Genomic DNA, 23457 nt, shown 5'->3' on the forward strand with positions numbered 1-23457 from the left:
TGCGCAGGCCGCGCGCGTTGAACCGTTCCGCCTGCGACTGGCTGTACCACCGCACGAAGCTCTTGCTCACCGCGTAGGCGATGCCGGATCGCCCCTCCTCGGGCACGATGTCGCACGCCGCCATCATGGCGTCCAGGAAGGCCTCGGCGTCGTGCAGCGCCAGCGGAAACTGCGCCGCCGGAACCATTTCCGCGGGCAGCAGGTGGGCCGCCATCGACGCCACGTTGACGATCACGGCGCCCTCGCCGGCCACCGCGTGGAACACCTCGTTGACGTGCAGGGTGCCCAGCGCATTGGTCCGCATGACGTAGTCGGCCGGGCCCATGCTCGGGCTCACCCCGGCGGCGTGGATGACCGAGACGACGGTGCCGAGGCCGTTCGCGGTGTCGAACAGGTCCGCGACCGCGCGCCGGTCGGTCACGTCGCAGTTCACGAGCGTGGGTGTCACGCCGTGTTCTTGCAGCGTCGCGGCCGCGGCGGTCAAGCGGTCCTGCCTGACGTCGCAGAGCACCACGGTGTGGTCGCGGCCGACGACTGCGGCCGTGGGCAGGCCCATGCCACCCGCGCCGCCTGTGATCACCGACACTCGAGTCATACGTGGACCGTATACGCCGGGGCGCTACGTCGGGAGCCGGGGTTCGCGCACCGCGTCGTGCGGGTGACCGCCGTGCCGAAGGGCGTTGGTGAAGAACGGCGCCCGGACGGTGGCGGCCAGCTGGCCGCGGTTGACGGCCAGCCCGGCGAGGGCCACCGCGGTGTAGACGCCGCACAGCAGCAGCCGCCCGTGCGTTGAGGCGATCGGGAACTGGACGACGAACAACACCAGCAGCGCCCATGCCGTGGCCCGGTGGAAGCGCAGCCCCATGAGCAGCGCCACCCCCATCATGGTCTGGGTTGCGGTGAGCAGGATTTCCTCGACCTGTCGCGGGTCGAGGGCCAGCGAGAGCCCGCCGCCGCCGAGCAGGTGGGCGACCGGCAACGACCCGATCAGCAGGGACCACTGGTTGACCTTGGCCGATATCAGCATGGCGATGGCGGCCGTGCCCTTGCCGCGCGCGGCGAGGATCGTCGCGATGATGAACTCCGGGGCTTCCGAGGCTAAGGGGGCCAGCCACTGCACCAGCAGGAACCGGTCGATCCCCAGTTCGCCGCCGGCGGCGACCAGGTTGTCGGCGAACGGTTTAGCGCACAACAGGATCACTGCGCCCGCGGTCGCGAACAGGCAGACGACGCCCAGGCGCCGGCGGCGATCGGGCAGCTCGCCCAGGGCGGCGGCGGTCCCGATCAGGGAGGGTTCCTCCACGTCGCCGCGGCTGACTTTGTAGAGGTAGAAGCCGAACCAGGCCAGCAGCGCCACCCCGGAGGCCAGGTGGATCTGCGAAGTCGCCGGGATGACGAACGCGAACACCCCGGCGATCAGCAGGAAGCCGAGTTCGACGCGGTTGGCCGGCTGCAGCGCCAGCCCGCCGGGTCTGCCGGTGCCGGCCCGGCGCGCCACGAGGATGCCGATCAGCACGACGACGGGCCAGCCCAACCCCATCAAGAGCCGGTTGGACCCCGTCATGTTGGCCGAGGCGTAATGGGTGTACTCGGGGTTGTGGCCCGATACGTAGGCGTAGTAGAGGTCGACGGCGTATTCGGGCAGCACCGCGATCAGAGCGAGCACCGCCGTCGCCAGGCCGCCGGAGACGTCGACCTGGGCGGCCTCGGCCGCCCAGGCCAGCAGGAAGCTGGCCGAGACCACCGCGGCCCCGAAGAGCAGGAGGGCGGCCACCGGGTCCGGATGCAGGCCGGCCACGGTCACGACGACCGCGGGGGCGATGAACGTCGCCGTGATCAGCGCCGAGCGGATCAGGGTGCGACGCCCGCAACGTGAGGTCCCGGCGGCCGCGGGCCTGTCTGTGGCCAGCATCGTCATCCTTCGAACTCATCGAGCGCGGCTACCGTAGCGAACCCTTACCTAACCTACCCGCCGAGTCGGTGCTCAGCAACGCGACGGGTGATCGAAGCGGCGGCGGGTCGCCTTTTCCTGCAAGGGAATCCAGAAGTTTGGCTCGGCTAAATCACAACTTAGGCAAACCCCGTACGGGCGTTGGTCCCACGCTTAACTCCGACGGGCCGGCGCCCCGGATGGTTCCGGCCGGCCCGCGCGTTCGTGCGCGCCCTACTCGGGCCGATCGGCGCCCATCGCCGCGGCGCTGGCCTGCGCCATGAGCCGCACCAGTTGGTTGCGCGTCAGCGATCCCATCATCTGCGTCGCCGCGCGAAGGTCCTCACCCACGATCCAGGTGGGGCCGTTGGACAGGTTCTCGAATGCCTCCCCGATCACGTCGTCCACGGCGGCGGCGCCGGGGGGCACGTCGTCCGGCGAGTCGATCTGGCCGCGGCTGTGTTCGAGCCGCCGCAGCGCGGGCGTGTCGGTCTTGCCCAGGATCAGGCCCAGGACGTCGACGCCCTTGTCGTGCAGTTCGGCCCACAGCGCCTCGGCGAAGACCATGTCGAACGCCTTGGAAGCGCCGTAGGCGACCATGTTGGGCCCGCCGGCCAGCCCGGCACCCGACCCGAAGATGACGATCCCGCCGCGGGCGCGCGCGACCATCGCCGGCGCGAAGTGGTGGCACAGCTGCATCGGCACCATGCAGTTGCGCTGCACCATCGCCTCGGCGGCCGCGAGCGGGCCGGCCAGGAACGGCTTGAAGTCGGGGTCGGCGCCCGCGCAGTACACGAGGAACCCGATCTCCAGATCGCCGGTGCCCTCGGCGATCGCCGCCGCGGCGCCCGGCTGCGCGAGATCGATTGCCAGGGTGCGCGTCTGGGCCGACGTGCGGGACGCTATCCCGGCGGCGACCTCATCCAGCACGTCCTGGCGCCGGGCCAGCAGCACCACGTTGACGCCGCGCTCGGCGAGTCCCGTGGCGAAGGCGGCGCCCACCCCGTCCGACGCGCCCGCGACGAGCGCCCACGGCCCGTAGGTGTCCGCGAACGTCATCTAAGCGTTCCCGACCGTCGCGACGCGCACCGCGGTGAACCGGCGCCGGGCGATGCGCCACCCGTCGGGGGTCCGCACGATCTCGTCGTCGTAGAAGCCGATCCCGTTGGCTCCGGATTGGTTGTCGCCGAACATGATCAGCGCATCGACGTAGGTTCGCGCCATGGCCTTGTCGCCGTCGAGGGTGATGGCCTGGTTGGTGAGGCGGTGCAGCGTGTGGCCCGCCGGGGCGTGCACCCGCTCCATGAAATCGGTGACGGCCTCCACCCCGCTCCATGCGCCGATCTCGCCGTAGTCGAGTTCGCAGTCGTCGGTGAACACGGTGCGGAACAGCGGCCAGTCGCGGCGGTCGATCCCGGTGGCATAGCGCACCAACAGATCGGAGATGTCCTGGCGATCTTGCTGGTCGGTCATGGGGCGTCTCCGTTCGGATGGACCACGATCGGGGCGGGCCGGGCGAAAACGCAGTTTCTCGAATAATCGATATTAAATCTCGAATGTTCGGGATAACCTTACGAAGGCCGGAACAAGGGAGTCAAGCGATTCGTGGGTCGACGTCCGCGCCGACCGCCCGGGTGCTCGATGTGGTGGAGCTCCTGACGCGGTCGGCGAATACGCGCCTGCGCTTCTCCGACGTCGTGCGCGAGCTCGACCTCACGCAGGCGACGGCGCACGCCATCCTCAAGACGTTGTGCGACCGGGGCTGGGCCACCCGCGACCCCGTGACGAAGACGTTCGCGCTCGGGCCCGCGCTGGCCGTGGTTGCCGCCCGCACGGACACCGCCCGGCCGTTGGCGAACGCGGCCCGTTCCGCGTCGCTGCGGTTGTCCAAGAGGGTCGGCTACGCCAGTTCCGTGGTCGAGCGGTTCGGTGATTCACTGGTGGTGACCGCTTTCGAGAACGAAGCCGCCACCGCGCCGGCGGGAATCCCGGGCGACCGGATCCCCTATGCGCCGCCGTTCGGTGTGGCTTTCGCCGCCTGGGACACCGACGAGGAACAACGCGCGTGGATCCGCCGCGGTGCCGGCGACAACCCGGAACGCACCCACCGGCTCGAACAGGTGCTGGCACACACGCGCGAGCGTGGCTTCGACGTCGACTGGACCACGCCCACGCTGGCTCAGGCCGTGCAGGCCGTAGCCACCCTGGACATCGACGAAATGCCGTCGTCGGTGCGCCCCATCGTCGACCAGTTGCTCGTCGAGTTCACCGCCATAGGTTTTCTCTCCGACGACAACCCCGGACGCCGGAAGCAGCCGGTGGTGACCATCTCCGCACCGGTCTTCGACCATCGCCACCACGTCGCCCTGATGGTCGCCGTGCATCCGCTGTGCCCGCTCAGCGCCCGCCAGGTCCGGACGATCGGCAAGCAGCTCACCGACGAGACGACGGCCATCAGCGAGTCCCCGCCGCCGGGCGCCGTCGAGCGGGCCGGTTGAGACGACCCGATTCGGTCGTGGCGGACCTCGCCGACTTCGTGGTCGGCGCACAGCAGCCGGACCGGTGCGGTTCCCGCTCGCGCGTGTCGACGTCACACCCGCCGCCGACCTGACCGCCGGCTACCCGCAGCGCACCGCCGCACGCGTGCGGGTGGTGACGCGCGAAGACCGCGAATTCGGTTGCGAGCGAGGAGAATACGAGGGGTCTCCCAACCGGCCGATGTCCTGGGCACGCGTGGTGGGCAAGTCCCACTGGCTCGCCGAACCCTGCTGCGGCGAGGCGCCGCGCGCCGAGATCGTCGACGCGGTCGACCACCTGGACGACATACCCGTCGCCGGGCTGACGGCCCTGCTGGGCGAGGCGAGCCCGGTACCGGTGCGCCCGCGCGGCAAGCGGCGCTTCTGACCGCCCCGCGCGCCCTCTTGCGTCTTTTGCCGACCGCCCTGGATGATCGGTGGTCATGCACGTAGATCGCGGTGGCGACCGTTGGGAGTTGGTGACCTGCGGCCTCGCGGGGCACGCCACCTTCGTGCCGGACGACGAGGCGCTGGCCGACCGGCTGCGCGGCGACACGGCCGTGGGACCGGTGTGGCGCTGCCTGCGCTGCGGGGAGTTCGTTCTCGGCGAGCCGCGCCGCCGCGGCGCCACCACGGACGCCCCGACGGTCTTGCGCGGCAAGGCTTTGCGCCAGGCGATCATCGTCCGGGCCCTCGGGGCCGAACGCCTGCTGCGGGCGCTGCTGATCGCGCTGGCGGCCTACGCCGTGTGGAAGTTCCGCGGTGCGCGCGGATCCATCCAGGCCACGCTGGACCGCGACCTGCCCCTGTTGCGCGCCAGCGGATTCCAGGTCGACCAGATGACGGCGGTGCACGAACTGGAGAAGGCGCTGGCGGCCAAGGCATCCACGCTGACCCTGCTCACCGTGGCGCTGACCGTCTACGCCCTGGTGGAGGTCGTCGAAGGGGTCGGGCTGTGGTTGTTGCAACGCTGGGGCGAGTACTTCGCGGTGGTCGCCACCTCGGTGTTCCTGCCGCTGGAGATCTCCGAGCTGGCCAAGGGGGTCACGACGACCCGGGCGGTCACCTTCACAATCAACGTGGCCGCCGTCGTCTACCTCGTCGCGTCGAAACGGCTGTTCGGGGTCCGGGGCGGCCGCACGGCCTACGCGGAGGAGCGGCGTGGCGAGCAGCTCCTCGACGTGGAGCGGGCGGCGACGAGGGCCGCGGCATGAGCGAGAACTCGCGCGTCGTGGCCTGCCCCCACTGCGGGAGGAAGAATCGCGTGCCGGCAGCCACTGCCGGCAAACCCCGCTGCGCGCAGTGCCGGCAGTGGCTGCCGTGGATCGTCGATGCGCGTGACGACACCTTCGCCGACGTCGCCGAGAAGGCGTCGGTGCCGGTGCTGGTCGACCTGTGGGCGACGTGGTGCGGTCCGTGCCGGACGGTCAGCCCGGCCCTCGAGCAGCTGGCGCGGGAACGGGCGGGCGGGCTGAAGCTGGTCAAGGTCGACGTCGACGCCGCACCCGCGGTGTCTCAGCGCTTCGCGGTCCGCGCGGTGCCGACGCTGCTGCTGATGCGGGACGGCCGGGTGCTGTCCCGGCAGTCCGGTGCCGCGCCGCTGCCCGCGCTGCGCGCCTGGGTCGACGACACGCTGAAGTGAGGGTCAGCCCCGGTACTGCCTGGGCAGGATGAAAACGCCCTCGGCCTCGACGGTGAGGCCGTCCTCGGCCGCGAGGTGGCCGACGGCGAAGATCTTCACCCCTTCGGTGCGCTCGATACGCGCCTCCGCGCGCAGCGGCCGCTCCAGCGGCGTCGGCCGTCGGTAACGCAGGGTCAGCGTGCCGGTGAAGGCGGGCCTGTCCGGTTGGTGGGCCACCGCGCCGAGCACATGGTCGAGCACCAGGGCACACACGCCGCCGTGGACCTTGCCCGGCGGTCCCTCGTAGGCCACGCCCAGTACGAACTCCGACCACACCAGCCCGTCCGGGTCGTGATGGATCACCAGGGGCGGCGCGACGGGGTTGCGCACACCGACCACGGCGTTGCCGCATGCGATGGTCTGGCCGTCGGGCATCCGGTGCACACCGAACGGCCCCGGCCGCAGCGCCCGGCTCAATTCGTCTGCGGCACTGTCGATCCGGGCCTTGGCGGCCGCCACCTCCGCCGCGCCCGCCTCGGTGCGGATGCTGACGTCGATGAGCCGGCGGATCGACTCGGCCAGCGGCACATGGTCCGACTCGAGCCGGCCGGGGTCGACGCAGGGCATCTGGTTGTGCATCCCCGCAACCTAACAGTGGGGCCCCGGCGGCATACTTCCCCTGGCAGGAACGGAGATTTCATGGGCACTTACGCGATCACCGGATCGGCGTCCGGGATGGGCCGCGAGACCGTGCAGCGGCTGCACGGCGACGGCCACACCGTGATCGGCGTCGACGTCAAAGACGCCGACATAATCGCCGACCTGTCGACGCCGCACGGGCGCCGGGAGGCCGCCGACGCCGTCCTGGCGGCCGCGGGCGGCAGGCTCGACGGCGCGGTGCTGGCGGCGGGTCTGGGTCCGAGCCCAGGCCGGGACCGGGTGCGCCAGATCGCCCAGGTCAATTACCTGGGGGTCGTCGAGCCCCTGGTCGCCTGGCGGCCGGCGCTGGCCGCGGCCGGGCGCGCCAAGGTCGTCGTCGTCGCCAGCAACTCCACGACGACCGTGCCCGCGGTCCCCGGCCGGGCCGTGCGGGCCCTGCTGGCCCACGACGCCGACAAGGCGGTACGGGCGGTGCGGTTCTACGGGCCGGGCGCACCGACGATGATGTACGCGGCGTCCAAGATCGCGGTCAGCCGCTGGGTGCGCCGGCACGCCGTGCTGCCGGAGTGGGCGGGGGCCGGGGTGCGCCTGAACGCGCTGGCTCCCGGTGCCATCATGACTCCGCTACTGCAAGAACAGCTTTCGACGCCGCGGCAGGCCAAGGCGGTGCGGTCGTTCCCGGTTCCGCTGGGCGGGTTCGGCGAGGCCGGGCACATGGCCGACTGGATGTGTTTCATGCTGTCGGACTCTGCGGATTTCCTCTGTGGCAGCGTCGTGTTCGTCGACGGCGGATCGGACGCGTACTTCCGTGCCGACGACTGGCCTACGGCGATCCCGGCGCACCGCCTGGTCGGCTACCTGCGCCGGTTCCGCGCGCGAACCGCCGGCCCGGTGTGACGGGGCCGGCGCGGTGCCCGCGATTGTGTCCGACACCACAACCGGCTTCTCGCGCCGTTTACCCGGTCGCCGTGCGACCGTAAAACGACCGCGGTGCAATTCAGTGAGGTCAAGCGGCCGAACAGATTTAAGGGGAGGCACCCATGCCTACGCTGCAGGACTGGATCCCTCAGGACCCCACCAGCCTCGATGTCGTCGCGCCCCTCAGGGCGCGGGCCTGCGACGCGTTGCAGGCCGTGCTGAAGAGAAGGCGGCGCCCGGCCCCGGGCCCCGCCGACGCGCGCCTGATGCGCAGGGGCGCCGAACGCTGCTGAGGGCGCGGACCGGTCGAGGCGCTTCGGGCGGGGTGAGTCGCGACGTGTTTGGATAGCGGTATGTCCGACTTCGAGGAACGCATCGTCAGCGCCACCCGCGTCATCTCGGCCCGCGCCGAGCGAATCTTCGAACTGATCGCCGACCCGTCGCGGCAGCCGAGCTGGGACGGCAACGACAACCTCGCCTCGGCTGCCCCCGGACAGCGCGTGCGCCAGGTCGGCGACATCTTCAGGACGACGCTGACCAACGGCGCCGTGCGGGAGAACCACGTCGTGGAGTTCATCGAGGGCAGTCAGATCGCCTGGCTCCCGGCAGAAAAGGGCAAGCAGCCGCCCGGCCACCTGTGGCGCTGGCAGCTCGAGGCGCTCGCCGGTGACCTCACCAGCGTGACCCACACCTACGACTGGACCGCGCTGACCGACCAGAGCCGCCTCGAGCGGGCCCGGTCGACCACGCCCGAGCGGTTGCGGGCGTCGCTGGACCGGCTCGCCGAGCTGGCGCGGGAAGCCTGAGCCCGGCGAGCCGGTGTCCTCAGCGCCGGCTCAGCCCTTCTTGCCGCGCACCCATTGCAGCGTCCCGAGGTTCGTGACGCGCACGCTGGCGAACCCGTTGTCCTCCAGGATGTCGCCGATCTCGTCGTCGCCGAACGCGCGCGCCCCGATGTTGGGCAGCATCTGCCACAGCCGCGCGGCGCGTCCGGCTGTCGGGACCATGACGGCCAGCCTGCCGCCGGGGCGCAGCACCCGGGCCATCTCGGCCAGGGCGGCCGCCGGATCCGGGATCAGCTGCAGCACCGCGATCGAGGCGACCGCATCGACGGTGTTGTCGCGCAACGGAAGTCGCTGAGCGTCGGCGCGGATGAAGCCGACCTGCGAGCCCGCCTCGTTGCGCACGGCCCGCGCCAGCATCGCCTCGGAGATGTCGACACCCAGCGCCAGCCCGTCCGGGCCGGCCGCGCGCGCCAGCGACGAGGTGACGTTGCCCGGGCCCGAGCCGACGTCGAGCGCCGTGCCCCCGGCCGGGATGTTCAGCCACTCGACGGGGTGGCGCCAGGCGCTGATCAGCCGCCGCGACAGGGCCTGGGCGTTGTCGTAGAGCATCGACCCGATCGGCGATGCCCACGCGGCCTGGATCGGGCCGGTGTTCTTGGCGACGCCGGCGTCCCCGGCCGGTGCGGTGCCGAGCAGATCCAGATATCCCCTGCTGACGTCCGGGTCGGCCGGGGGATCGGTAAGCAGGTCCATCGCGCGGCGCAGCGCGGGCGGCAGCGAGACGTGCACATCGGTCATGGGTGCTCCTTCGATCAAATGCCAAGCTGTACGCCGCAATTGGCGCTCTCGGCTCGGATGTCCCTCATGTGTAGCCTACGCCGGGCGGTGGGCGCCGGACTGTCCGGCGAATGTGGGATGAGTTAACGCCTGACGATGGCTTGCCCGCGGGACAGGGCGTACAGGCGCCACCGACCCGGCACCCCTTTGAGCGCGCTCTCGCCGCGGTCGTCGAACCGGTGCCGCGACCCGGTGACGATGTCGCGCACCGTGGAGGACACCAGCACCTCGCCCGGGCCGGCCAGTGCGCCCACCCGCGCGCCGATGTGCACGGCCATGCCGGCGACGTCGTCCTTCGCGGCGCCACGCACCTCGACCTCGCCCGCGTGAATCCCGACCCGCACCTCGACGCCCAGCACCCGGACGGCGTCCACGAGGGCGTCGGCGCAGGCCAGCGCGGCACTGGGACTGCTGAACGTCACGACGAATCCGTCGCCGGCCGTGTTGACCTCGCGGCCACCGAACCGCTGCAACTCGTGGCGCACGATGGCGTCGTGGTTGTCCAGCAGGTCGCGCCACCGGCGGTCGCCGAGCGCGGCGGCCCGCTCGGTGGAGCCGACGATGTCGGTGAACACGATGGTGGTGAGCAGCCGCTCGGCGTCGGAGCCGCCGCGCACCCCGGTGGCGAACTCCTCGATCTCGTCGAGCATCGGGCCGGTGTCGCCGACCCAGTACAGGGCGTCCCCGCCGGCGAGTTCGACCAGGCGCGATCCGGGGATGCGCTCGGCGAGGTAGTGGGCGTGCGCCACGGGGCTGAACGCCGGATTGTCGCGGTGCAGGATCAGCGTCGGCACGGCGATGCGGCCGAGGCGGTCGCGCACGTCGCCCTCCCTGATCTTGCGGACGAAGGCGCGCGCCATGCTCGGTGACGCCGCCCGGTTGCCGGCCATGTCCCACCAGGCGCGGAAGGCGTCGTCGTCGGCGACGCTGGGCGCGATGATGCCGAGGAGGTCGAAGCCCTGCTCGACGGCGTCCGGCTCCATGGCGGTCGTCGTGTACGGGTCGGCCGCGCTCAGGTCGGAGCCCATCGGGTAGTCCGGGGCGCGCAGCGTGCGCGCCGCGCCGTTGACGGTTACCAGGCCGCTCACCCGGTCGGGGTGATCGGCGGCCAGGACGATGCCGGCCAGCGACGTGAAGCTGGGTGCCAGCACCGTCGCGCGCTCGCACCCGGCCGCGTTCATGACCGCGATCGCGTCGTTCGCCCAGGACTCCGGTCCGATCATGTCCGGCGACGGGACCCGCGAGGACAGTCCGATCCCGCGGTGGTCGAAGCGGATCACCCGGGCGAACGAGGCCAGCCGCCGATGGAAGCGGTACATCGACGGCTCGTCGTCGACGCAGTCGATCGGGATGAACGGCCCCGGCAGCACGAGCAGGTCGACCGGGCCGCCGCCGAAGACCTGATAGGCGATGTCGATCTCGCCGCAGCTGACGTACCTGGTCCGCGTTACCGGCACCACGCGTCCAGGCTAATCCAGGTCGCCGACGGGGTCTGCCCTTTGCCGACCGCCGATGATCGGGACCAGGTAGCGGGCGGCGTAGGCGCGCACGGCGGCCGGGTCGGCGGTGTCGAGTCGGTCGGTGGGGAACACGATGATGCCGAGGGCGACCCGCAGCAGGATGTCGGCGACGTCGGCCAGCTCGGGGTCGGGCAGATCGGCGCCGCAGCGCCGCAGCGTGTGGGCGATCCCGTCGGCGAACTGCCGGATCGGGAAGACCTCGGAACGCGAGAACAGCCCGAACAACTCCGGTTCGCTCTCGGCGATCCGGGAGTACAGCGGTGAGTCCTGCACCAGGCGCACCCCCAGGGCGAACGCCTCTACCACGGCCTGCTGCGGGGTGCATCCGGCGGTGGCCCGGTCCAGCGTGGCGAAGAAGTGGCCGGCTTCGCGGCGGACCACCTTCTCGAACAGGGCGTCTTTGCTGGGAAAGCGCCGGTAGATGGTGCTGCGGCTGACCCCGGCGCGGGCGGCGACGTCCTCGATGTTCGCCCGGCGCACGCCGTAGGTTTCGAACACCGCCCGCGCGGTGTCCAGGATGACCCGGTCGACGTCGGCTTTCGCGGCTTTCTCGGCCTTGTGGGCCTTCTCGCCGAGGTCGCCGCCAGGGTTGTCAAACCGCATGGATCACGACCCCCACTGCAATCTCGACGTAGAAATGTTAGCCTGACACAAAGACACTATTTTGTGTCAATGAATCACGCAGGGCACGCGCCGACGAGGGGTGAGCATGACCGCCGGATCCCGGTTCGACCGTGATGTTCGCGAAGCGGTGCCCGTGCTGGTCGACGACGGCCCCGACGCGACACCGCGGCTGGGGCCCGACTCGCTGATCTGGAAGTTCTACGGCGATCACCGCACGCAGTTCTTCGGCTTCCAGCGCACGGCCGGGGTCGAGAACTGCATCGAGCAACTCGCCCAGGGCGTGCTCGACCACTCGGTGGTGTTCAGCGACACGCTGGGCCGGGCGCGGCGCACCGCGCCGCCCCTGATGGAGACCGTCTACTCCGGCGACCCGCACACGTGGGGCCGCAAGGTCCGCGACTTCCACAGGCCCATCAAGGGGACCGTCAGCGACGGCTCGCGGTACCACGCGCTGAATCCCGAGCTGTTCTATTGGGCGCACGCCACTTTCGTCGACCAGGTCATCTACACGGCCGACACCTTCATCCGCCGGTTGTCCCGCGCGGAGAAGGAACAGATCTTCGACGAGGGCAAAACCTGGTACGGCCTCTACGGGGTCAGCGACCGCGGGCAGCCGCAGACCTACGACGAGTTCCTGGCCTACTGGGATGCGATGCTCGACCGGTTCGTCCCCCACAAGACCGTTCTGTACGGCACCGGCTACATCCGCAAGGGGATACCGGGTCCGCGCCGGATCCCTGCGCCGATCTGGAAGGTCCTGTCCGCGCCGCTCAACGCCTACACCCGGCTGGTCCTGGTGGGCACCCTGCCCCCGCAGATGCGTGCGGTGTGCCAGTTGGACTGGAACGACAAGAAGGAGAGGCGCTTTCAGCGGTTCGCCGCCACCATGCGGGCGCTGAACCCGCTCATCAACCGCCTGCCCCTGTCGATGGTCTATCTGCCCTGGGCGGCCAGAGCGTGGCGCCGCGTGGGGGTCGATCCGCGTGGGCTGCACAACGGCGCCTGAACAGTTGAACGGCGCGTGACCGGAAGCGAAATTCTCTGTGCCGTAAGCCAATCGGCAGCCGAAGCCATTTGCCGCGCGGGTCCTGTGACAGGATCGGTGGCATGGCCGACATCGACTTCGCGCTGCTGGACGTCCCCAGGACGGCGCCGATCGACGACCCCGAGGCCTACCTGCGGGCCGCGATCGCCTGGCATTTCGGTCCGGACACCGGTTCGGCGTTCTGGCTGCGCACGGCCGAGGCGCTGGACTTCGACCCGCGTAGCGACGTCACGACCTTCGCCGACCTGCGCCGGTTTCCCAACCTGGTCAACGAACTGCGCGCCGTGCCGGTCGAGGACCTGGTTCCCCGCGGCTACGCCGCTCAGGGATACCCGGCGCCGCTGCCCCGCATCTTCGAGTCCGGCGGTACCACCGGCGCCCCAAAACGCACCGCGCAACTGCCGGATTGGTGTGCCCAGGTCGTCGAATGGCAGACCGAGGACTTCGCGACGGGCGGCTTCCTGCCCGGGCGCGGCTTCCTGTGCCTGATGCCCAGCGGGCCGCACGGGGTGGGCTACTTCTCGCGCCTGGTCTCCGAGCGGCTGGGGTCGGTGTTCCACCCGATCGACATCGACCCGCGCTGGGTCAAGAAGCTCACCGCCCGCAACGCCGCCGCCGAGGTGGCGGCCTACGTCGAGCACGTCATCGAACAGGCCGTCTTCGTCCTGCAGACGCAGGACGTCGCGAACCTGCACGCCACGCCGCCGCTGGTGCAGGCGATGGCCCGCGACGACCGCGTGGTGGACCTGGTGAACGCCAAGATCCGCTACCTGTTGCTCAGCGGCGCGCACGTGGACGCCGACACGCTCGACCTGCTGCGCGACATCTTCCCGGCCACGACCATCACGATGGCCTTCGGCAGCACCATGGTGCTGTCCCAGGCGGTCACCCGGACCGCCGACGACGGCACGTTCGTCTTCGACCCGCGCAGCCCCTACGTCGTGTTCCGGGTCGTCGACCCCGACACCGGCGCGGAAGTGCCCTACGGCGAACTCGGCCGGGTCGTGATGAACCACGTCAGCAAGGGGATGTTCATCCCGAACAACCTGGAACGCGACCTGGCCGTCCGCATGCCGGGACCGGCGGGTCAGGTCGGCGACTCGGTCAGCGCGGTGCGGCCGGTGAGCACCTTCGAGGGCGAGGCCGTCATCGAAGGCGTGTACTGAAAGGCGATCTGGTGCACATCGATGCGCTCGGCCCGCAAGGCGAGTACCGCACCCGAAACCGCGAAACCCTCCCCGGCGCGGCCGGCGACGCGGTGACCGAGCTGAGCATCGTTCCGCCGCTGTATGTTTCGCGAACCCTCACCGCGCAGCGCAAGGCCCGGCCGCTGCCGTTCGCGCAACGCGAGGCCGCGCTGGCCGAAGCGGCGCAGGTCTTCGCCGCCGCGACCATCGCGGGACTGGACTTCGAGGGCTATGTCGCTGCGGCGAGCCGGATCTCGGGGCTGCCGATCGCGGTCACCCGCGCCGGGGCGCGCGGAGTGGCCGGCGCGGTCGGCGGCGCGTTCGCCGCGGTGCGCCCGGCCCGTCCCGTCGGCGCGGCGCCGGACTGGCGCGACGAGCGGATCCGCGGCGGGGGCGCGGTGTGGGTGCGCCGCGGCGAGGTGTTCGCCGTGCACGCCGCCGGCAACGGCCCCGGTGTGCACGGCCTGTGGCCGCAGGCGCTCGCGCTGGGCTACCGGGTGGCGGTGCGTCCGTCGCGGCGCGAGCCGCTGACCGCGCACCGCCTGGTCACCGCGCTGCGCCGGGCGGGGTTCCGCAACGAGGACGCCGCCTACCTGCCGACCGATCACGGCGGGGCGGACGAGTTGATCCGCGCGGCCGACCTCGCGATGGTCTACGGCGGGCAGGACGTCGTCGACAAGTACGCCGCCGACCCCACGGTGGTGGTCAACGGGCCGGGACGGGCGAAGATCCTGATCACCGCCGACCGCGACTGGCGCGAGCACCTCGACGTCATCGTCGACTCGATCGCCAACCTGGGCGGCATGGCCTGCGTCAACACCACCGCGGTGCTCTGCGAGGGCGACCCCGCGCCGCTGGCCGCGGCGATCGCCGAACGCCTGGCCACCATCGAACCCCTGCCGAGCGGGGACGAGCGGGCCGTCCTGCCCACCCAGCCGCTCGAGAAGGCGCACGCGCTGGCGAGCCACCTGGCGGCCCGGGCCGCCGGGACCACCCCACTGCTCGGCGCCGACCAGGTGGTGGCCGAGGTGGGCGACGGGTGCGCCGCCCTGCGCCCGGCCGTGCACCTGTTGGCCGGGCCCGGCGCGGGCCGGCTCACCGACACGCTCAACACCGAACTGCCGTTTCCGTGCGTGTGGGTGTCGCCCTGGTCGCCCGCTGCGGGCGTGGCGCCGCTGCGGCATTCCCTGGTCATCACCGCGATCACCGGCGACGACGCGCTGATCGACGCGCTGCTCGCCGAACCGACCGTGAGTAACGTCTACCGTGGCCGCCACCCGACCTTCCAGGGGGCGCCCGAGATCCCGCACGACGGTTTCCTGGCCGACGTCCTGATGCGCAACAAGGGCTTCATCGACGACTGACCGGGGCCGCCGAAAGGCGTTCGCGACGCCGTGTGGTCTGCTAGCTGTAGAACGGTCGAGGCGCACGGTTGAGCCAGAGCCACCCCTCGGCGTGCACTCCAGCGGATGCGGCAGTCAAAGGTGAACGTGATAGCGCAGGCCCTTCAAGCGGCCACCGACCGATTGGCCAACCCGGCGCGGATCTCCGATCCGGACCGGCTTCGCGGCGCCGTTTCCGGCAAGACCGCCCTGGTGACGGGCGCGTCGTACGGGATCGGGGAGGCGACCGCGCGCAGGCTGGCCGCGGCCGGGGCGACGGTGCTGGTGGTCGCCCGGTCGGCCGACCGGCTCGACGACCTCGCGGCGTCGATCAACGCGGGCGGCGGGCAGGCCGTCGCCTACCCCACCGATCTCACCGACGAGGCCGCCGTCCGCGCGCTGACCAAGCAGATCATCGACGACCACGGCCCGCTCGACGTGGTGGTCAGCAATGCCGGCAAGTCGTTGCGCCGCTCGCTGCACCAGCAGTACGACCGGCCGCACGACTTCCGGCGCACCATCGACATCAACTACCTGGGGCCGATCTGGCTGCTGCTGGGGCTGCTGCCGGCGATGCGCGAGAACGGCGGCGGGCACATCGTGAACGTCTCCAGCGTCGGCGTGCGGGTGGTGCCCGGCCCGCAGTGGGGCGCCTACCAGGCCTCCAAGGGGGCCTTCGATCGCTGGCTGCGCAGCGTCGCACCGGAACTGCACGCCGACGGCGTGACCGTCACGTCGGTCTACTTCGCGCTGGTCCGCACCCGGATGATCGAGCCCACGCCGGTGCTGGGCAGGCTTCCCGGCCTGTCGCCGGACGGCGCCGCCGACGCGATCGCCAAGGCGGTCATCGAACGCCCGCGCTCCGTCGAACCGCCCTGGGTGTGGCCGGCCGAGCTCGCCTCGGTGCTGCTGGCCGGACCGGCCGACCAGGCGGCCCGGCTGTGGTACCGCCGGTTCTTCACCGAGACCGACACCGACGAGGCCGCGCGATGACCGACGGCGTGCTCACCACCGCCACCCGGGCGCTGCTGCGCTCCGGGCTGCTCAGCCCGCTGTCCCCGGCCGCCGCGTACCGGCTCCTGCACGAGGCGGGGCGCAGCCGCACCAACCCCTACACCCTGCTGGCGATCACGGCGGCCCGCTGGCCACGCCGGTCCGCCATCGTCGACGACGACGGCGCCCTGAGCTACCGCGACCTGCAGCGGGGGGCCGAGGCGCTGGCGCGCCGGCTGGCCGGCGAGGGCGCCGGCCCCGGCGGGGCGGTCGGGGTCATGTGCCGCAACGGCCGGGGCTTCGTCGAGGGGTTCTTCGCCGCCGCCCTCCTCGGCGCAGACGTGGTGCTGGTCAACACAGAGTTCCGCACCGACGCGCTGGCGGCCGCGCTCAAAGGTCACCGGATCACCGCGATGGTCGCCGACGACGAGTTCACCGAGCGGGTGCGCGCCGCCGACCGGTCGGTGGCCGTCGTCGACCCGGCGACGGCCACGGTGCACGACGGCGACCCGCGGCCACGGGTGGCCGCGCCGGGCCGCATCGTCCTGCTCACCTCGGGCACCACCGGAACGCCCAAAGGCGTGCCGCGCACCCCGCAGCTGCGTTCGGCGGTGGGTGTGTGGGTGACGATCCTGGACCGCACCCGGCTGCACACGGGATCGCGAATCTCGGTGGCGATGCCCATGTTCCACGGGCTGGGCCTGGGCATGCTGATGATCACGGTGGCCCTGGGCGGCACCGTGCTCACCCAGCGCCACTTCGACGCCGAGGCCGCCCTCGCGCAGGCGTCGCTGCATCGCGCCGACGCGTTCACGTCGGTGCCGGTGGTGCTCGCGCGCATCCTCGACCTGCCCGAGCGCGTCCGGGCGCGCAACCCGGTGCCGCACCTGCGGGTCGTGATGTCCAGCGGGGACCGGCTCGATCCCACGCTCGGGCAGCGGTTCATGGACACCTACGGCGACATCCTCTACAACGGCTACGGCTCCACCGAGGTCGGCATCGGCGCGCTGGCGACGCCGGCCGACCTGCGCGACGCCCCCGAGACCGTCGGGAAACCGGTCGCGGGCGCCCTGGTGCGCATCCTCGACAAGCAGGACCGGCCGGTCGGGCCGCGCGTCACCGGCCGTATCTTCGTCGGCGGCGACCTGGCCAGCGAGGGCTACACCGGCGGGGGAGCGAAAGCGGTGGTCGACGGCATGACCAGCACCGGGGACATGGGTTATCTCGACAACGCGGGCCGGCTCTACATCGTCGGCCGCGAGGACGACATGATCATCTCCGGGGGAGAGAACGTCTACCCGCGCGCGGTGCAGAACGCGCTCGCCCAACACCCCGACGTCGCCGACAACGCAGTCGTCGGCGTTCCCGACGAACGGTTCGGCCATCGGCTGGCCGCCTTCGTCGTGCTCCAGCCGGGCCGTGCCACCGACATCGCGGCGTTGCGAGAGTACCTGAAAGACAGGGTTTCTCGCTTCGAACAGCCCCGCGACATCCAGATCGTCGCGAACATCCCGCGCAACGCCGCCGGCAAGGTCGTGCGCAGGGAACTGCCGATCTGAGGAGCTGCGCGCGGCGCACCGGCGCCGCGGATCGAGGACCTTGAGCGGCGGTATCGGGGACCAAAGACCCTGCGACGCCGACCGGTGGCCGGGGATTCTCGAAGGCGTGAACAAGCGGATCGTGATCCTCGGCGGCGGAACGGGTGGCACGCTGATGGCGAACCGGTTGCGCCGCATGCTCTCCGACGCCGTCATCACGGTCGTGGACCGCGACGACGCGCACGTGTATCAGCCCGGGTTGCTGTTCGTGCCGTTCGGGTTGATCGACCCCGACAAACTCGTCAAGTCCCGGGCCCGCCAACTGCACTCCGGGATTCGCTACGTCCAGCGCGACATCGACCGCGTCGACGTCGAGGGCGACCGGGTCCATCTCAGCGACGGAACCGTGCTGGAGTACGACGTGCTCGTCATCGCCACCGGTGCCGTGCTGCTGCCCGAGGAGACCGAGGGCATGACCGGGCCCGGGTGGATGCGCAACGTCTTCACGTTCTTCAACCTCGAGGGCGCAAAGGGGCTGCACGATGCGCTGGCCGCGTTCGACCACGGCCGCATCGCGGTGAACGTCGTCGACATGCCGGTCAAGTGCCCGGTCGCGCCGCTGGAATTCTGCTTCCTCGCCGACGCGTATTTCCGGCGCCGGGGCATCCGGGACCGGGTCGAACTGGTCTACGTGACACCCCTGGACGGCGCGTTCACCAAGCCGGTGGCCGCCCACGAACTGGGTAACCTACTGCAGCGCAAGGGCATCGAGCTGGTCACCGAGTTCAACACCGGACAGGTCGACGGCCAGGCGGGCCGGCTGATCGCCTACGACGAGCGAACGGTCGACTTCGACCTCGCGGTCATGATCCCGGTGCACGGCGGGGCAGAGTTCATCGGCCGCTCCGCCGGCCTGGGCGACGAGCTGAACTTCGTGCTGACCGACCAGCGCACCCTGCAGTCGAAGGCACGGCCCAACATCTTCGCGATCGGCGACACGACCAACGTGCCCACCTCCAAGGCGGGTTCGGTCGCCCACTTCGAGGGCGACGTGCTGGCCCACAACATCGTGCAGTTCCTCGCCGGCCGGCCACTGGATGCGCACTTCGACGGGCACACGAATTGCTTCATCGAGAGCGGGGACCAGAAGGCCCTGCTCATCGACTTCGACTACGACACCCAGCCGTTGCCCGGGCACTTCCCGCTGGCGGTGGGGATGCCGCTGCTGCGCGAATCCCGGCTCAACCACCTGGGAAAGCTCGCCTTCCGCTGGCTGTACTGGAACGTGTTGCTGCGCGGCCGTGACATTCCCGGCATCGCCAGCGCGATGCCCCGCTCCGGCAAACGATTCGACACCGTGGCACAACAAGAGGAGCAGGTGACATGACGACAAAGGTCTACGCGGGCACCGAGGTGACCGTGAACGACGAGGGATTCTTCACCGATCCCACGCAGTGGAACGCCGACATGGCCCCCGAAATCGCTCAGGAATGGGGCGTTGCCACGCTCACCGACCAGCATTGGCAGGTCGTCAAACAGATGCGCCACGAATACGAGCAGAGCGGCAGCGGACCGTCGGTGCGCGCGCTGAGCAAGAGCTCCGGCGTCAGCATCAAGGACCTCTACCAGCTGTTCCCGAAGGGACCCGCGAAGGTGGCTGCGCGAATCGCCGGAATTCCCAAGCCCATCGGCTGCATTTAACACGGACGGAGCATCACATGGACGGCGCGATCGAAAAGGTCTCCATCGTCATCTCCCAGGGCTCGCTGGAGGGTATCTACCCCGGCCTGATCATGGCGAACGGCGCCCGCGCCGAGGGCATGGAGGCGAACCTGTTCTTCACGTTCTTCGGCCTGGACGCCGTTCACAAGAGCAGGCAGAAGCGCATCAAGCTCGCCTCCGTCGGCAACCCGGGCCTGCACATCCCCACCTGGATCGGCGGCCTGCCCGGCGTGTCCGGGCTGATGACGCGCTACATGGAAGACCGGATGGAAAAGCTCGACATCCCGTCGGTGCCCGAGTTCGTCGAGATGATCGGCGACACCGGAGCCGGCTTGTACGCCTGCAAGGCGTCGGTGGACCTGTTCGGTCTCGGCCCGGACGACTTCATCGAGCCGGTTCAGGACAAGATCATCACGGTCGGCGACTTCTACCAGTTGGCCGCGGGCGGGCAGATCGTCTTCACCTGACCGAGGCCGAGGCCTCCGCGAACAGCACCGGCAGGCGCGATCGCACCACCCCGCTTCGGATGCGGCTGCGCAGCACCGCGTTTTCGGTCAGCAGGTCGCCGGCGCACACGACGACGTCGGCGGTCTGGGCGCGGAGCAGTCGCGCGAGCGCGTCGGCGATCCGGTAGCTCATCAGGCTGCGCAGCAGGCGCCGCCCGTCGACCACCACGGTGTCCACCTTGACCCCGCCGGAGGCGAGGCCGGCGTCGTCGAGGGACAGGACGAGACCGCAGGCCGGGAAAAGCCAGCCGAGCGCGGGGGTTTCGAGGTCGTCCAGCTCGGCGCCAAACGCGATCGGCCGCTCGGTCGCACCCGGGAACACCTTGCGGTTCTTCGACGCCGATCCGGCGTGACGATTCCGTCTATTCCGGCTTCGGGCCGCCATTCCAGACGCCGGGGATCTGCGTAGCGATCTCGGCGGCCTTGGGCTCCAGGGCCGCGACCCGCCTGGCCAGCCAGTTGGGTGCCAGCACCGAGACGGCGGTCGCGCCGGCCGTGGCGCCGATGACGCCGCTCCAGGCCACCGGTCCCAGCGGGGTGCAACCGAAGAAGTGGCTGACGCCGGGGGTCTGCACGATGGCCACCAGCACGCCCGCGCTGCCCAGCGCCGTGCCCAGCACCAGCGGACTGTGGCGGCGCGTCAACAGGGTCTGCGCCAGCTGCGTCGTCACCAGCGCTGTCAAACCCATTGTGGCCGTACGCCGTTCGGTGCCGAAGGTGTAGCGTCCGATGCCCCAGGCCGCCGTCGCTCCGGCGGCGGTCACCGCGCCGCGGGTGACGATCTGGCGCAGCAGCGGCGCGTCGAGCGACGGCGCCGGCCCTGCGAGGGCGGCCCGCTGGAAGGCGCGATGCAGTTCTTCGGCGTCGGTGTCGGCCGCGGTGCCGGCCGCTTCGTCGGTTTCGTCGGGCTGGGGGTATTGCGGGGTGACCGCCACCGCGAGCGCGGGGAACATGTCGGTGAGCAGGTTGACCAGCAGCAGCTGCCGGGTGCCCACCGGCGCCCGGCCCGTGCCCAGCGCCGTGCCGATGATGGTGAACAGGACCTCGCCGACGTTGCCGCCGACCAGGATGCCCACCGCGTCCCGGACGCCGCCCCACATGCCGCGGCCCTCGACTAGGGCGTCGAGCAACACGCCGAGGTCGCTCTCGGTCAACACGATGTCTGCGGCCCCGCGGGCGGCCGACGAGCCCCGGCCGCTCACCCCGATGCCCACGTCGGCCATCCGGATGGCGGCGGCGTCGTTGGCCCCGTCCCCGACCATCGCGGTGACCTGCCCGCAGGCCTGCAGCGCCGCGACGATCTGCACCTTCTGTTCGGGGCTGACGCGGGCGAAGACCTGGACGTCGGCGGCGACCTTGGCCCGGGCCTCCTCGTCGAGGGTGGCGAGTTCGGCGCCGGTGATCTCCCGCGCATCCGATGGCAGCCCCAGCTGACGCGCGATGGCCCGCGCGGTGACCGGATGGTCGCCGGTGATCAGCACCACCCGGCGGCGGGCGGCGATCAGGGCCTCGATCAGCGGCCGCGCGGATTCGCGCGCGGTGTCGGCCAGGCCGACATAACCGATCACCTCGAGGTCGTGCGCGGCGGCGTCGACGGCGTCGGCGTCGGTGTCGTCCTCGCTCGTCCCGTGCTCCCAACGGCGCTGCGCCACCGCCAGCACGCGTAGACCCTGCTCGGCCAGACGCAATACCAAGGTCTCGGCGTGCTCGCGGCCGGCGTCGGCGAAGCGGCAGCGCGGCAGGATCTCCTCGGGGGCGCCCTTGACCACCAGCGTCGGCTCCGCGTCGGCGTCCACGGTCCCGATCGCGGCGGCATAACCGCGGCTGGACTCGAACGGCACCTCGGCAATCAGCGTCCACTCCGAATCGCCTTGCCCGTTCAGCGACTTCGCGGCGGTGAGGATGGCCTCGTCGGTGGCGTGCGCGTGCCCCTGCCCGTTCTGCGGCTGGGTGCTGCTGCGGGCGGCCGCCCGCAGCACCGCCGCGGCCCGCGGGTCCGTCGCCGCGGGCAACTCGCCGTCGACGGCGACTTCGTGCGGGACGCCGCGCACCACCCGCAGGTGGTTCTCGGTGAGCGTGCCGGTCTTGTCGAAGCACACCGTCTGGACCCGGCCCAGCGCCTCGACCGCGCGCGGGGTGCGCACCAGTGCCCCGCGCCGGGACAACCGCTGGGCGGCGGCCAACTGGGCAAGAGTGGCCACCAGCGGCAGGCCCTCGGGGACGGCGGCCACCGCGATCGCGACGCCGTCGGCCACGGCCTGACGCAGCGATCCCTTGTGCACCAACGCCAAACCGGTCACCGCGGCGCCGCCGGCCAGCGTCAGCGGCAACACCTTGCTGGTCAACTCCCGCAACCGCGCCTGCACCCCGACCGCCGACTCGACGTCGGCGATGGCCGAGATCGCGCGCTGCGCCGCGGTGCCGGCGCCGGTGGCCACCACGATCGCCCGGGCGCGGCCGGCGACGATGGTGCTGCCCTCGAACAGCATGCTGGCCCGGTCGGGGTCGTTGACGGCGACGGGTTCGACCTGCTTGTCGACCGGCAGCGACTCGCCGGTGAGGAAGGACTCGTCCACCTCGAGGTCCTCGGCCACCAGCAGCCGCGCATCCGCGGGCACCACCTCCGGCGCGACCAGGTCGATCACGTCGCCCGGGTGCAGCGACTTGGCGCTCACCGTCGCCGTGCGCGGCGCGGAGCGCGCCGCAGCCAGGCGGCGCTGCGACGTCGCCATGGTGGGAAGGACGACGCGGCGCGCGAGCTGGTCCTGTTCGGCGAACAGCTCGGCCACGGCCGCCTCGGCCCGCAACCGCTGCATCCCGCCGACGATCGCGTTGGCGGTCATCACGCCAGCGACCAGCAGCGCGTCGATGTTGCTGCCGACGATCGCCGACGCCGCCGCACCCACCGCCAGGATCGGCGTCAACGGGTCGGCAAGCTCGGCCCGGGTGGCGGACAACAGCCGCCCCAGCTGGGCGGCCGGGCCCCGCAGCGGCGCCAGCGCCGGGTTGTACGACAGGTCGTCGAGCACGCGTTGCCACGGCGCGATGCCGGGCTCGACGGCCAGCGGCCGGGTGCGGCTGGACAGCCGGGAGTAGACGATCTCGGGATCCAGTGCGTGCCAGGCGGTCAGCGGCTGGGGGGTGGGCACTGGCTGGCGCAGCACCCGGGTGGCCGAGAACGCGCCCTGCACCAGGGCGACCGCGGCCGCGGCGTTGACCGGGTTGAGCCAGCGCTGCAACGCCAGGGGGTTGGTGGTGGCCCGCGGGTCGCCGGTCACCAGCAGCAGGCCGGCCAGGGTGCTGCCGCCCTTGGCGAGGCGCACCGAGGATTCGGTGGCCTCGCGGGCGATCGGCAACGCGGACAGGATCCGCACCGCCGCGGCCAGATCGGTGCCGGTGATGATGTCCGCGGTCCACGGCGTCGCGGCCTGGGGATCGTCGAGAGCGACGCCGACGTCGGCGACGGCCAGCGCGGCCAGCGTGTCGGTCGAGGCGAAATCCGGGTGTAGCGCGGTGATCAGTAACACCGGCCCGCGGTCGCTGCGCAGTTCGCGCACCAGCTTCAGCAACGGCGTGCCCGGCGGGTGGGTCACCGCGACGCTGGCCGTGAGGTCCTCGGTGCCCGCGACGTGGCGCAGCACCACCCGGGCGCCGGTGCGGTGCGCGGTCTGCA

Annotated in this window: 25 protein-coding genes; 15 read left to right on the top strand and 10 right to left on the bottom strand. The window is 71.3% G+C overall.

Going from position 1 to position 23457, the window contains the following annotated elements:
* The 4 genes from AC2VOR_RS15665 to AC2VOR_RS15680 form a co-directional block, all read right to left on the bottom strand.
* The coding region (locus AC2VOR_RS15665; RefSeq protein ID WP_486964084.1) for an SDR family NAD(P)-dependent oxidoreductase at window positions 1–595 on the bottom strand (595 nt) is incomplete at its 3' end.
* Window positions 596–619: 24 nt separating this feature from the next.
* Window positions 620–1918, bottom strand: coding sequence for a sodium:proton exchanger (locus AC2VOR_RS15670; RefSeq protein WP_369741269.1), 1299 nt, complete (start codon window positions 1916–1918; stop codon window positions 620–622).
* Between the two features lie 246 nt (window positions 1919–2164).
* A complete protein-coding gene (locus AC2VOR_RS15675) occupies window positions 2165–2989 on the bottom strand; it encodes an SDR family NAD(P)-dependent oxidoreductase (protein WP_369741268.1) in 825 nt (274 codons plus the stop codon).
* Window positions 2990–3403 carry a nuclear transport factor 2 family protein gene (locus AC2VOR_RS15680; protein WP_369741267.1) on the bottom strand — a complete coding sequence of 138 codons (414 nt, stop codon included), beginning with the start codon at window positions 3401–3403 and terminating at the stop codon, window positions 2990–2992.
* A 161-nt stretch (window positions 3404–3564) separates the two neighbouring features.
* On the opposite strand from AC2VOR_RS15680, the gene AC2VOR_RS15685 reads away from it, so the two are divergent.
* The 4 genes from AC2VOR_RS15685 to trxA all read left to right on the top strand — a co-directional run bounded on the left by AC2VOR_RS15685 (window position 3565) and on the right by trxA (window position 6088).
* Window positions 3565–4428, top strand: a complete 864-nt coding sequence (locus AC2VOR_RS15685) for a helix-turn-helix domain-containing protein (RefSeq protein ID WP_369741266.1) — start codon at window positions 3565–3567, stop codon at window positions 4426–4428.
* 64 nt (window positions 4429–4492) lie between these two features.
* Complete coding sequence (locus AC2VOR_RS15690) at window positions 4493–4834, top strand: MmgE/PrpD family protein (RefSeq protein ID WP_369741265.1); 342 nt, start codon at window positions 4493–4495, stop codon at window positions 4832–4834.
* Between the two features lie 55 nt (window positions 4835–4889).
* A complete protein-coding gene (locus tag AC2VOR_RS15695) occupies window positions 4890–5660 on the top strand; it encodes a DUF2127 domain-containing protein (RefSeq protein ID WP_369741264.1) in 771 nt (256 codons plus the stop codon).
* Window positions 5657–6088, top strand: coding sequence for a thioredoxin (trxA, locus tag AC2VOR_RS15700; protein ID WP_369741263.1), 432 nt, complete (start codon window positions 5657–5659; stop codon window positions 6086–6088). The genes AC2VOR_RS15695 and trxA overlap by 4 nt, the downstream gene beginning before the upstream one ends.
* Window positions 6089–6091: 3 nt before the next feature.
* On the opposite strand, the gene AC2VOR_RS15705 is transcribed toward trxA, so the two are convergent.
* Window positions 6092–6706: a PaaI family thioesterase gene (locus tag AC2VOR_RS15705; RefSeq protein WP_369741261.1), complete on the bottom strand. Its 615-nt coding sequence runs from the start codon at window positions 6704–6706 to the stop codon at window positions 6092–6094.
* Window positions 6707–6766: 60 nt separating this feature from the next.
* Between AC2VOR_RS15705 and AC2VOR_RS15710 the strand changes: the two genes are divergently transcribed.
* The 3 genes from AC2VOR_RS15710 to AC2VOR_RS15720 all read left to right on the top strand — a co-directional run bounded on the left by AC2VOR_RS15710 (window position 6767) and on the right by AC2VOR_RS15720 (window position 8451).
* The gene (locus tag AC2VOR_RS15710; RefSeq protein ID WP_369741260.1) at window positions 6767–7624 is read left to right on the top strand and encodes an SDR family oxidoreductase; all 858 of its coding nucleotides are present in this window, start codon (window positions 6767–6769) and stop codon (window positions 7622–7624) included.
* A gap of 143 nt (window positions 7625–7767) precedes the next feature.
* Window positions 7768–7938 carry a hypothetical protein gene (locus AC2VOR_RS15715; RefSeq protein ID WP_369741259.1) on the top strand — a complete coding sequence of 57 codons (171 nt, stop codon included), beginning with the start codon at window positions 7768–7770 and terminating at the stop codon, window positions 7936–7938.
* Between the two features lie 60 nt (window positions 7939–7998).
* Window positions 7999–8451, top strand: coding sequence for an SRPBCC family protein (locus AC2VOR_RS15720; RefSeq protein WP_369741258.1), 453 nt, complete (start codon window positions 7999–8001; stop codon window positions 8449–8451).
* A gap of 30 nt (window positions 8452–8481) precedes the next feature.
* Here AC2VOR_RS15720 and AC2VOR_RS15725 read toward each other — a convergent pair whose 3' ends face one another.
* The 3 genes from AC2VOR_RS15725 to AC2VOR_RS15735 form a co-directional block, all read right to left on the bottom strand.
* On the bottom strand, window positions 8482–9228 hold the full coding sequence (locus AC2VOR_RS15725; RefSeq protein WP_486964085.1) for a class I SAM-dependent methyltransferase: 747 nt from the start codon (window positions 9226–9228) through the stop codon (window positions 8482–8484).
* Between the two features lie 122 nt (window positions 9229–9350).
* Window positions 9351–10727: an adenylate/guanylate cyclase domain-containing protein gene (locus AC2VOR_RS15730; RefSeq protein WP_369741256.1), complete on the bottom strand. Its 1377-nt coding sequence runs from the start codon at window positions 10725–10727 to the stop codon at window positions 9351–9353.
* A 9-nt stretch (window positions 10728–10736) separates the two neighbouring features.
* Window positions 10737–11390 (bottom strand): TetR/AcrR family transcriptional regulator, encoded by a 654-nt coding sequence (locus AC2VOR_RS15735; protein WP_369741255.1) that lies wholly within the window; start codon window positions 11388–11390, stop codon window positions 10737–10739.
* Between the two features lie 106 nt (window positions 11391–11496).
* Between AC2VOR_RS15735 and AC2VOR_RS15740 the strand changes: the two genes are divergently transcribed.
* The 8 genes from AC2VOR_RS15740 (at window position 11497) to AC2VOR_RS15775 (ending at window position 19745) form a co-directional block, all read left to right on the top strand.
* Complete coding sequence (locus AC2VOR_RS15740) at window positions 11497–12417, top strand: oxygenase MpaB family protein (protein ID WP_369741254.1); 921 nt, start codon at window positions 11497–11499, stop codon at window positions 12415–12417.
* Window positions 12418–12518: 101 nt separating this feature from the next.
* Window positions 12519–13622 (top strand): acyl-CoA synthetase family protein, encoded by a 1104-nt coding sequence (locus tag AC2VOR_RS15745; RefSeq protein WP_369741253.1) that lies wholly within the window; start codon window positions 12519–12521, stop codon window positions 13620–13622.
* An 8-nt stretch (window positions 13623–13630) separates the two neighbouring features.
* Window positions 13631–15007, top strand: a complete 1377-nt coding sequence (locus tag AC2VOR_RS15750; protein WP_369741813.1) for an aldehyde dehydrogenase family protein — start codon at window positions 13631–13633, stop codon at window positions 15005–15007.
* Between the two features lie 105 nt (window positions 15008–15112).
* Window positions 15113–16018, top strand: coding sequence for an SDR family NAD(P)-dependent oxidoreductase (locus AC2VOR_RS15755; RefSeq protein ID WP_369741252.1), 906 nt, complete (start codon window positions 15113–15115; stop codon window positions 16016–16018).
* Entirely contained in the window at window positions 16015–17577 is a 1563-nt protein-coding gene (locus AC2VOR_RS15760) for an AMP-binding protein (RefSeq protein WP_369741251.1), read from the top strand. The genes AC2VOR_RS15755 and AC2VOR_RS15760 overlap by 4 nt, the downstream gene beginning before the upstream one ends.
* 106 nt (window positions 17578–17683) lie before the next feature.
* Window positions 17684–18943 carry a type III sulfide quinone reductase, selenoprotein subtype gene (gene sqr, locus AC2VOR_RS15765; protein WP_369741250.1) on the top strand — a complete coding sequence of 420 codons (1260 nt, stop codon included), beginning with the start codon at window positions 17684–17686 and terminating at the stop codon, window positions 18941–18943.
* Complete coding sequence (locus AC2VOR_RS15770; RefSeq protein WP_369741249.1) at window positions 18940–19257, top strand: TusE/DsrC/DsvC family sulfur relay protein; 318 nt, start codon at window positions 18940–18942, stop codon at window positions 19255–19257. The genes sqr and AC2VOR_RS15770 overlap by 4 nt, the downstream gene beginning before the upstream one ends.
* Window positions 19258–19274: 17 nt before the next feature.
* On the top strand, window positions 19275–19745 hold the full coding sequence (locus AC2VOR_RS15775) for a DsrE/DsrF/DrsH-like family protein (RefSeq protein ID WP_369741248.1): 471 nt from the start codon (window positions 19275–19277) through the stop codon (window positions 19743–19745).
* Here AC2VOR_RS15775 and AC2VOR_RS15780 read toward each other — a convergent pair.
* Together AC2VOR_RS15780 and AC2VOR_RS15785 are read right to left on the bottom strand one after the other, a co-directional pair.
* Window positions 19738–20106 (bottom strand): hypothetical protein, encoded by a 369-nt coding sequence (locus AC2VOR_RS15780; RefSeq protein ID WP_369741247.1) that lies wholly within the window; start codon window positions 20104–20106, stop codon window positions 19738–19740. The two genes, AC2VOR_RS15775 and AC2VOR_RS15780, sit on opposite strands and share 8 nt — an antisense overlap.
* 40 nt (window positions 20107–20146) lie before the next feature.
* Window positions 20147–23457: cation-translocating P-type ATPase (locus tag AC2VOR_RS15785; protein ID WP_486964086.1), on the bottom strand; the 3311-nt coding region annotated here is incomplete at its 5' end.

Source organism: Mycobacterium sp. TH-M103, assembly GCF_057473785.1.

Excerpts from the sequence above, each read along its gene's own strand:
- AC2VOR_RS15670 (WP_369741269.1), bottom strand. The coding sequence starts at position 1,918 with ATGACGATGCTGGCCACAGACAGGCCCGCGGCCGCCGGGACCTCACGT.
- AC2VOR_RS15675 (WP_369741268.1), bottom strand. The coding sequence starts at position 2,989 with ATGACGTTCGCGGACACCTACGGGCCGTGGGCGCTCGTCGCGGGCGCG.
- AC2VOR_RS15680 (WP_369741267.1), bottom strand. The coding sequence starts at position 3,403 with ATGACCGACCAGCAAGATCGCCAGGACATCTCCGATCTGTTGGTGCGC.
- AC2VOR_RS15695 (WP_369741264.1), top strand. The coding sequence starts at position 4,890 with ATGCACGTAGATCGCGGTGGCGACCGTTGGGAGTTGGTGACCTGCGGC.
- trxA (WP_369741263.1), top strand. The coding sequence starts at position 5,657 with ATGAGCGAGAACTCGCGCGTCGTGGCCTGCCCCCACTGCGGGAGGAAG.
- AC2VOR_RS15705 (WP_369741261.1), bottom strand. The coding sequence starts at position 6,706 with ATGCACAACCAGATGCCCTGCGTCGACCCCGGCCGGCTCGAGTCGGAC.
- AC2VOR_RS15710 (WP_369741260.1), top strand. The coding sequence starts at position 6,767 with ATGGGCACTTACGCGATCACCGGATCGGCGTCCGGGATGGGCCGCGAG.
- AC2VOR_RS15715 (WP_369741259.1), top strand. The coding sequence starts at position 7,768 with ATGCCTACGCTGCAGGACTGGATCCCTCAGGACCCCACCAGCCTCGAT.
- AC2VOR_RS15720 (WP_369741258.1), top strand. The coding sequence starts at position 7,999 with ATGTCCGACTTCGAGGAACGCATCGTCAGCGCCACCCGCGTCATCTCG.
- AC2VOR_RS15725 (WP_486964085.1), bottom strand. The coding sequence starts at position 9,228 with ATGACCGATGTGCACGTCTCGCTGCCGCCCGCGCTGCGCCGCGCGATG.
- AC2VOR_RS15735 (WP_369741255.1), bottom strand. The coding sequence starts at position 11,390 with ATGCGGTTTGACAACCCTGGCGGCGACCTCGGCGAGAAGGCCCACAAG.
- AC2VOR_RS15740 (WP_369741254.1), top strand. The coding sequence starts at position 11,497 with ATGACCGCCGGATCCCGGTTCGACCGTGATGTTCGCGAAGCGGTGCCC.
- AC2VOR_RS15745 (WP_369741253.1), top strand. The coding sequence starts at position 12,519 with ATGGCCGACATCGACTTCGCGCTGCTGGACGTCCCCAGGACGGCGCCG.
- AC2VOR_RS15755 (WP_369741252.1), top strand. The coding sequence starts at position 15,113 with ATGCGGCAGTCAAAGGTGAACGTGATAGCGCAGGCCCTTCAAGCGGCC.
- AC2VOR_RS15760 (WP_369741251.1), top strand. The coding sequence starts at position 16,015 with ATGACCGACGGCGTGCTCACCACCGCCACCCGGGCGCTGCTGCGCTCC.
- AC2VOR_RS15770 (WP_369741249.1), top strand. The coding sequence starts at position 18,940 with ATGACGACAAAGGTCTACGCGGGCACCGAGGTGACCGTGAACGACGAG.
- AC2VOR_RS15775 (WP_369741248.1), top strand. The coding sequence starts at position 19,275 with ATGGACGGCGCGATCGAAAAGGTCTCCATCGTCATCTCCCAGGGCTCG.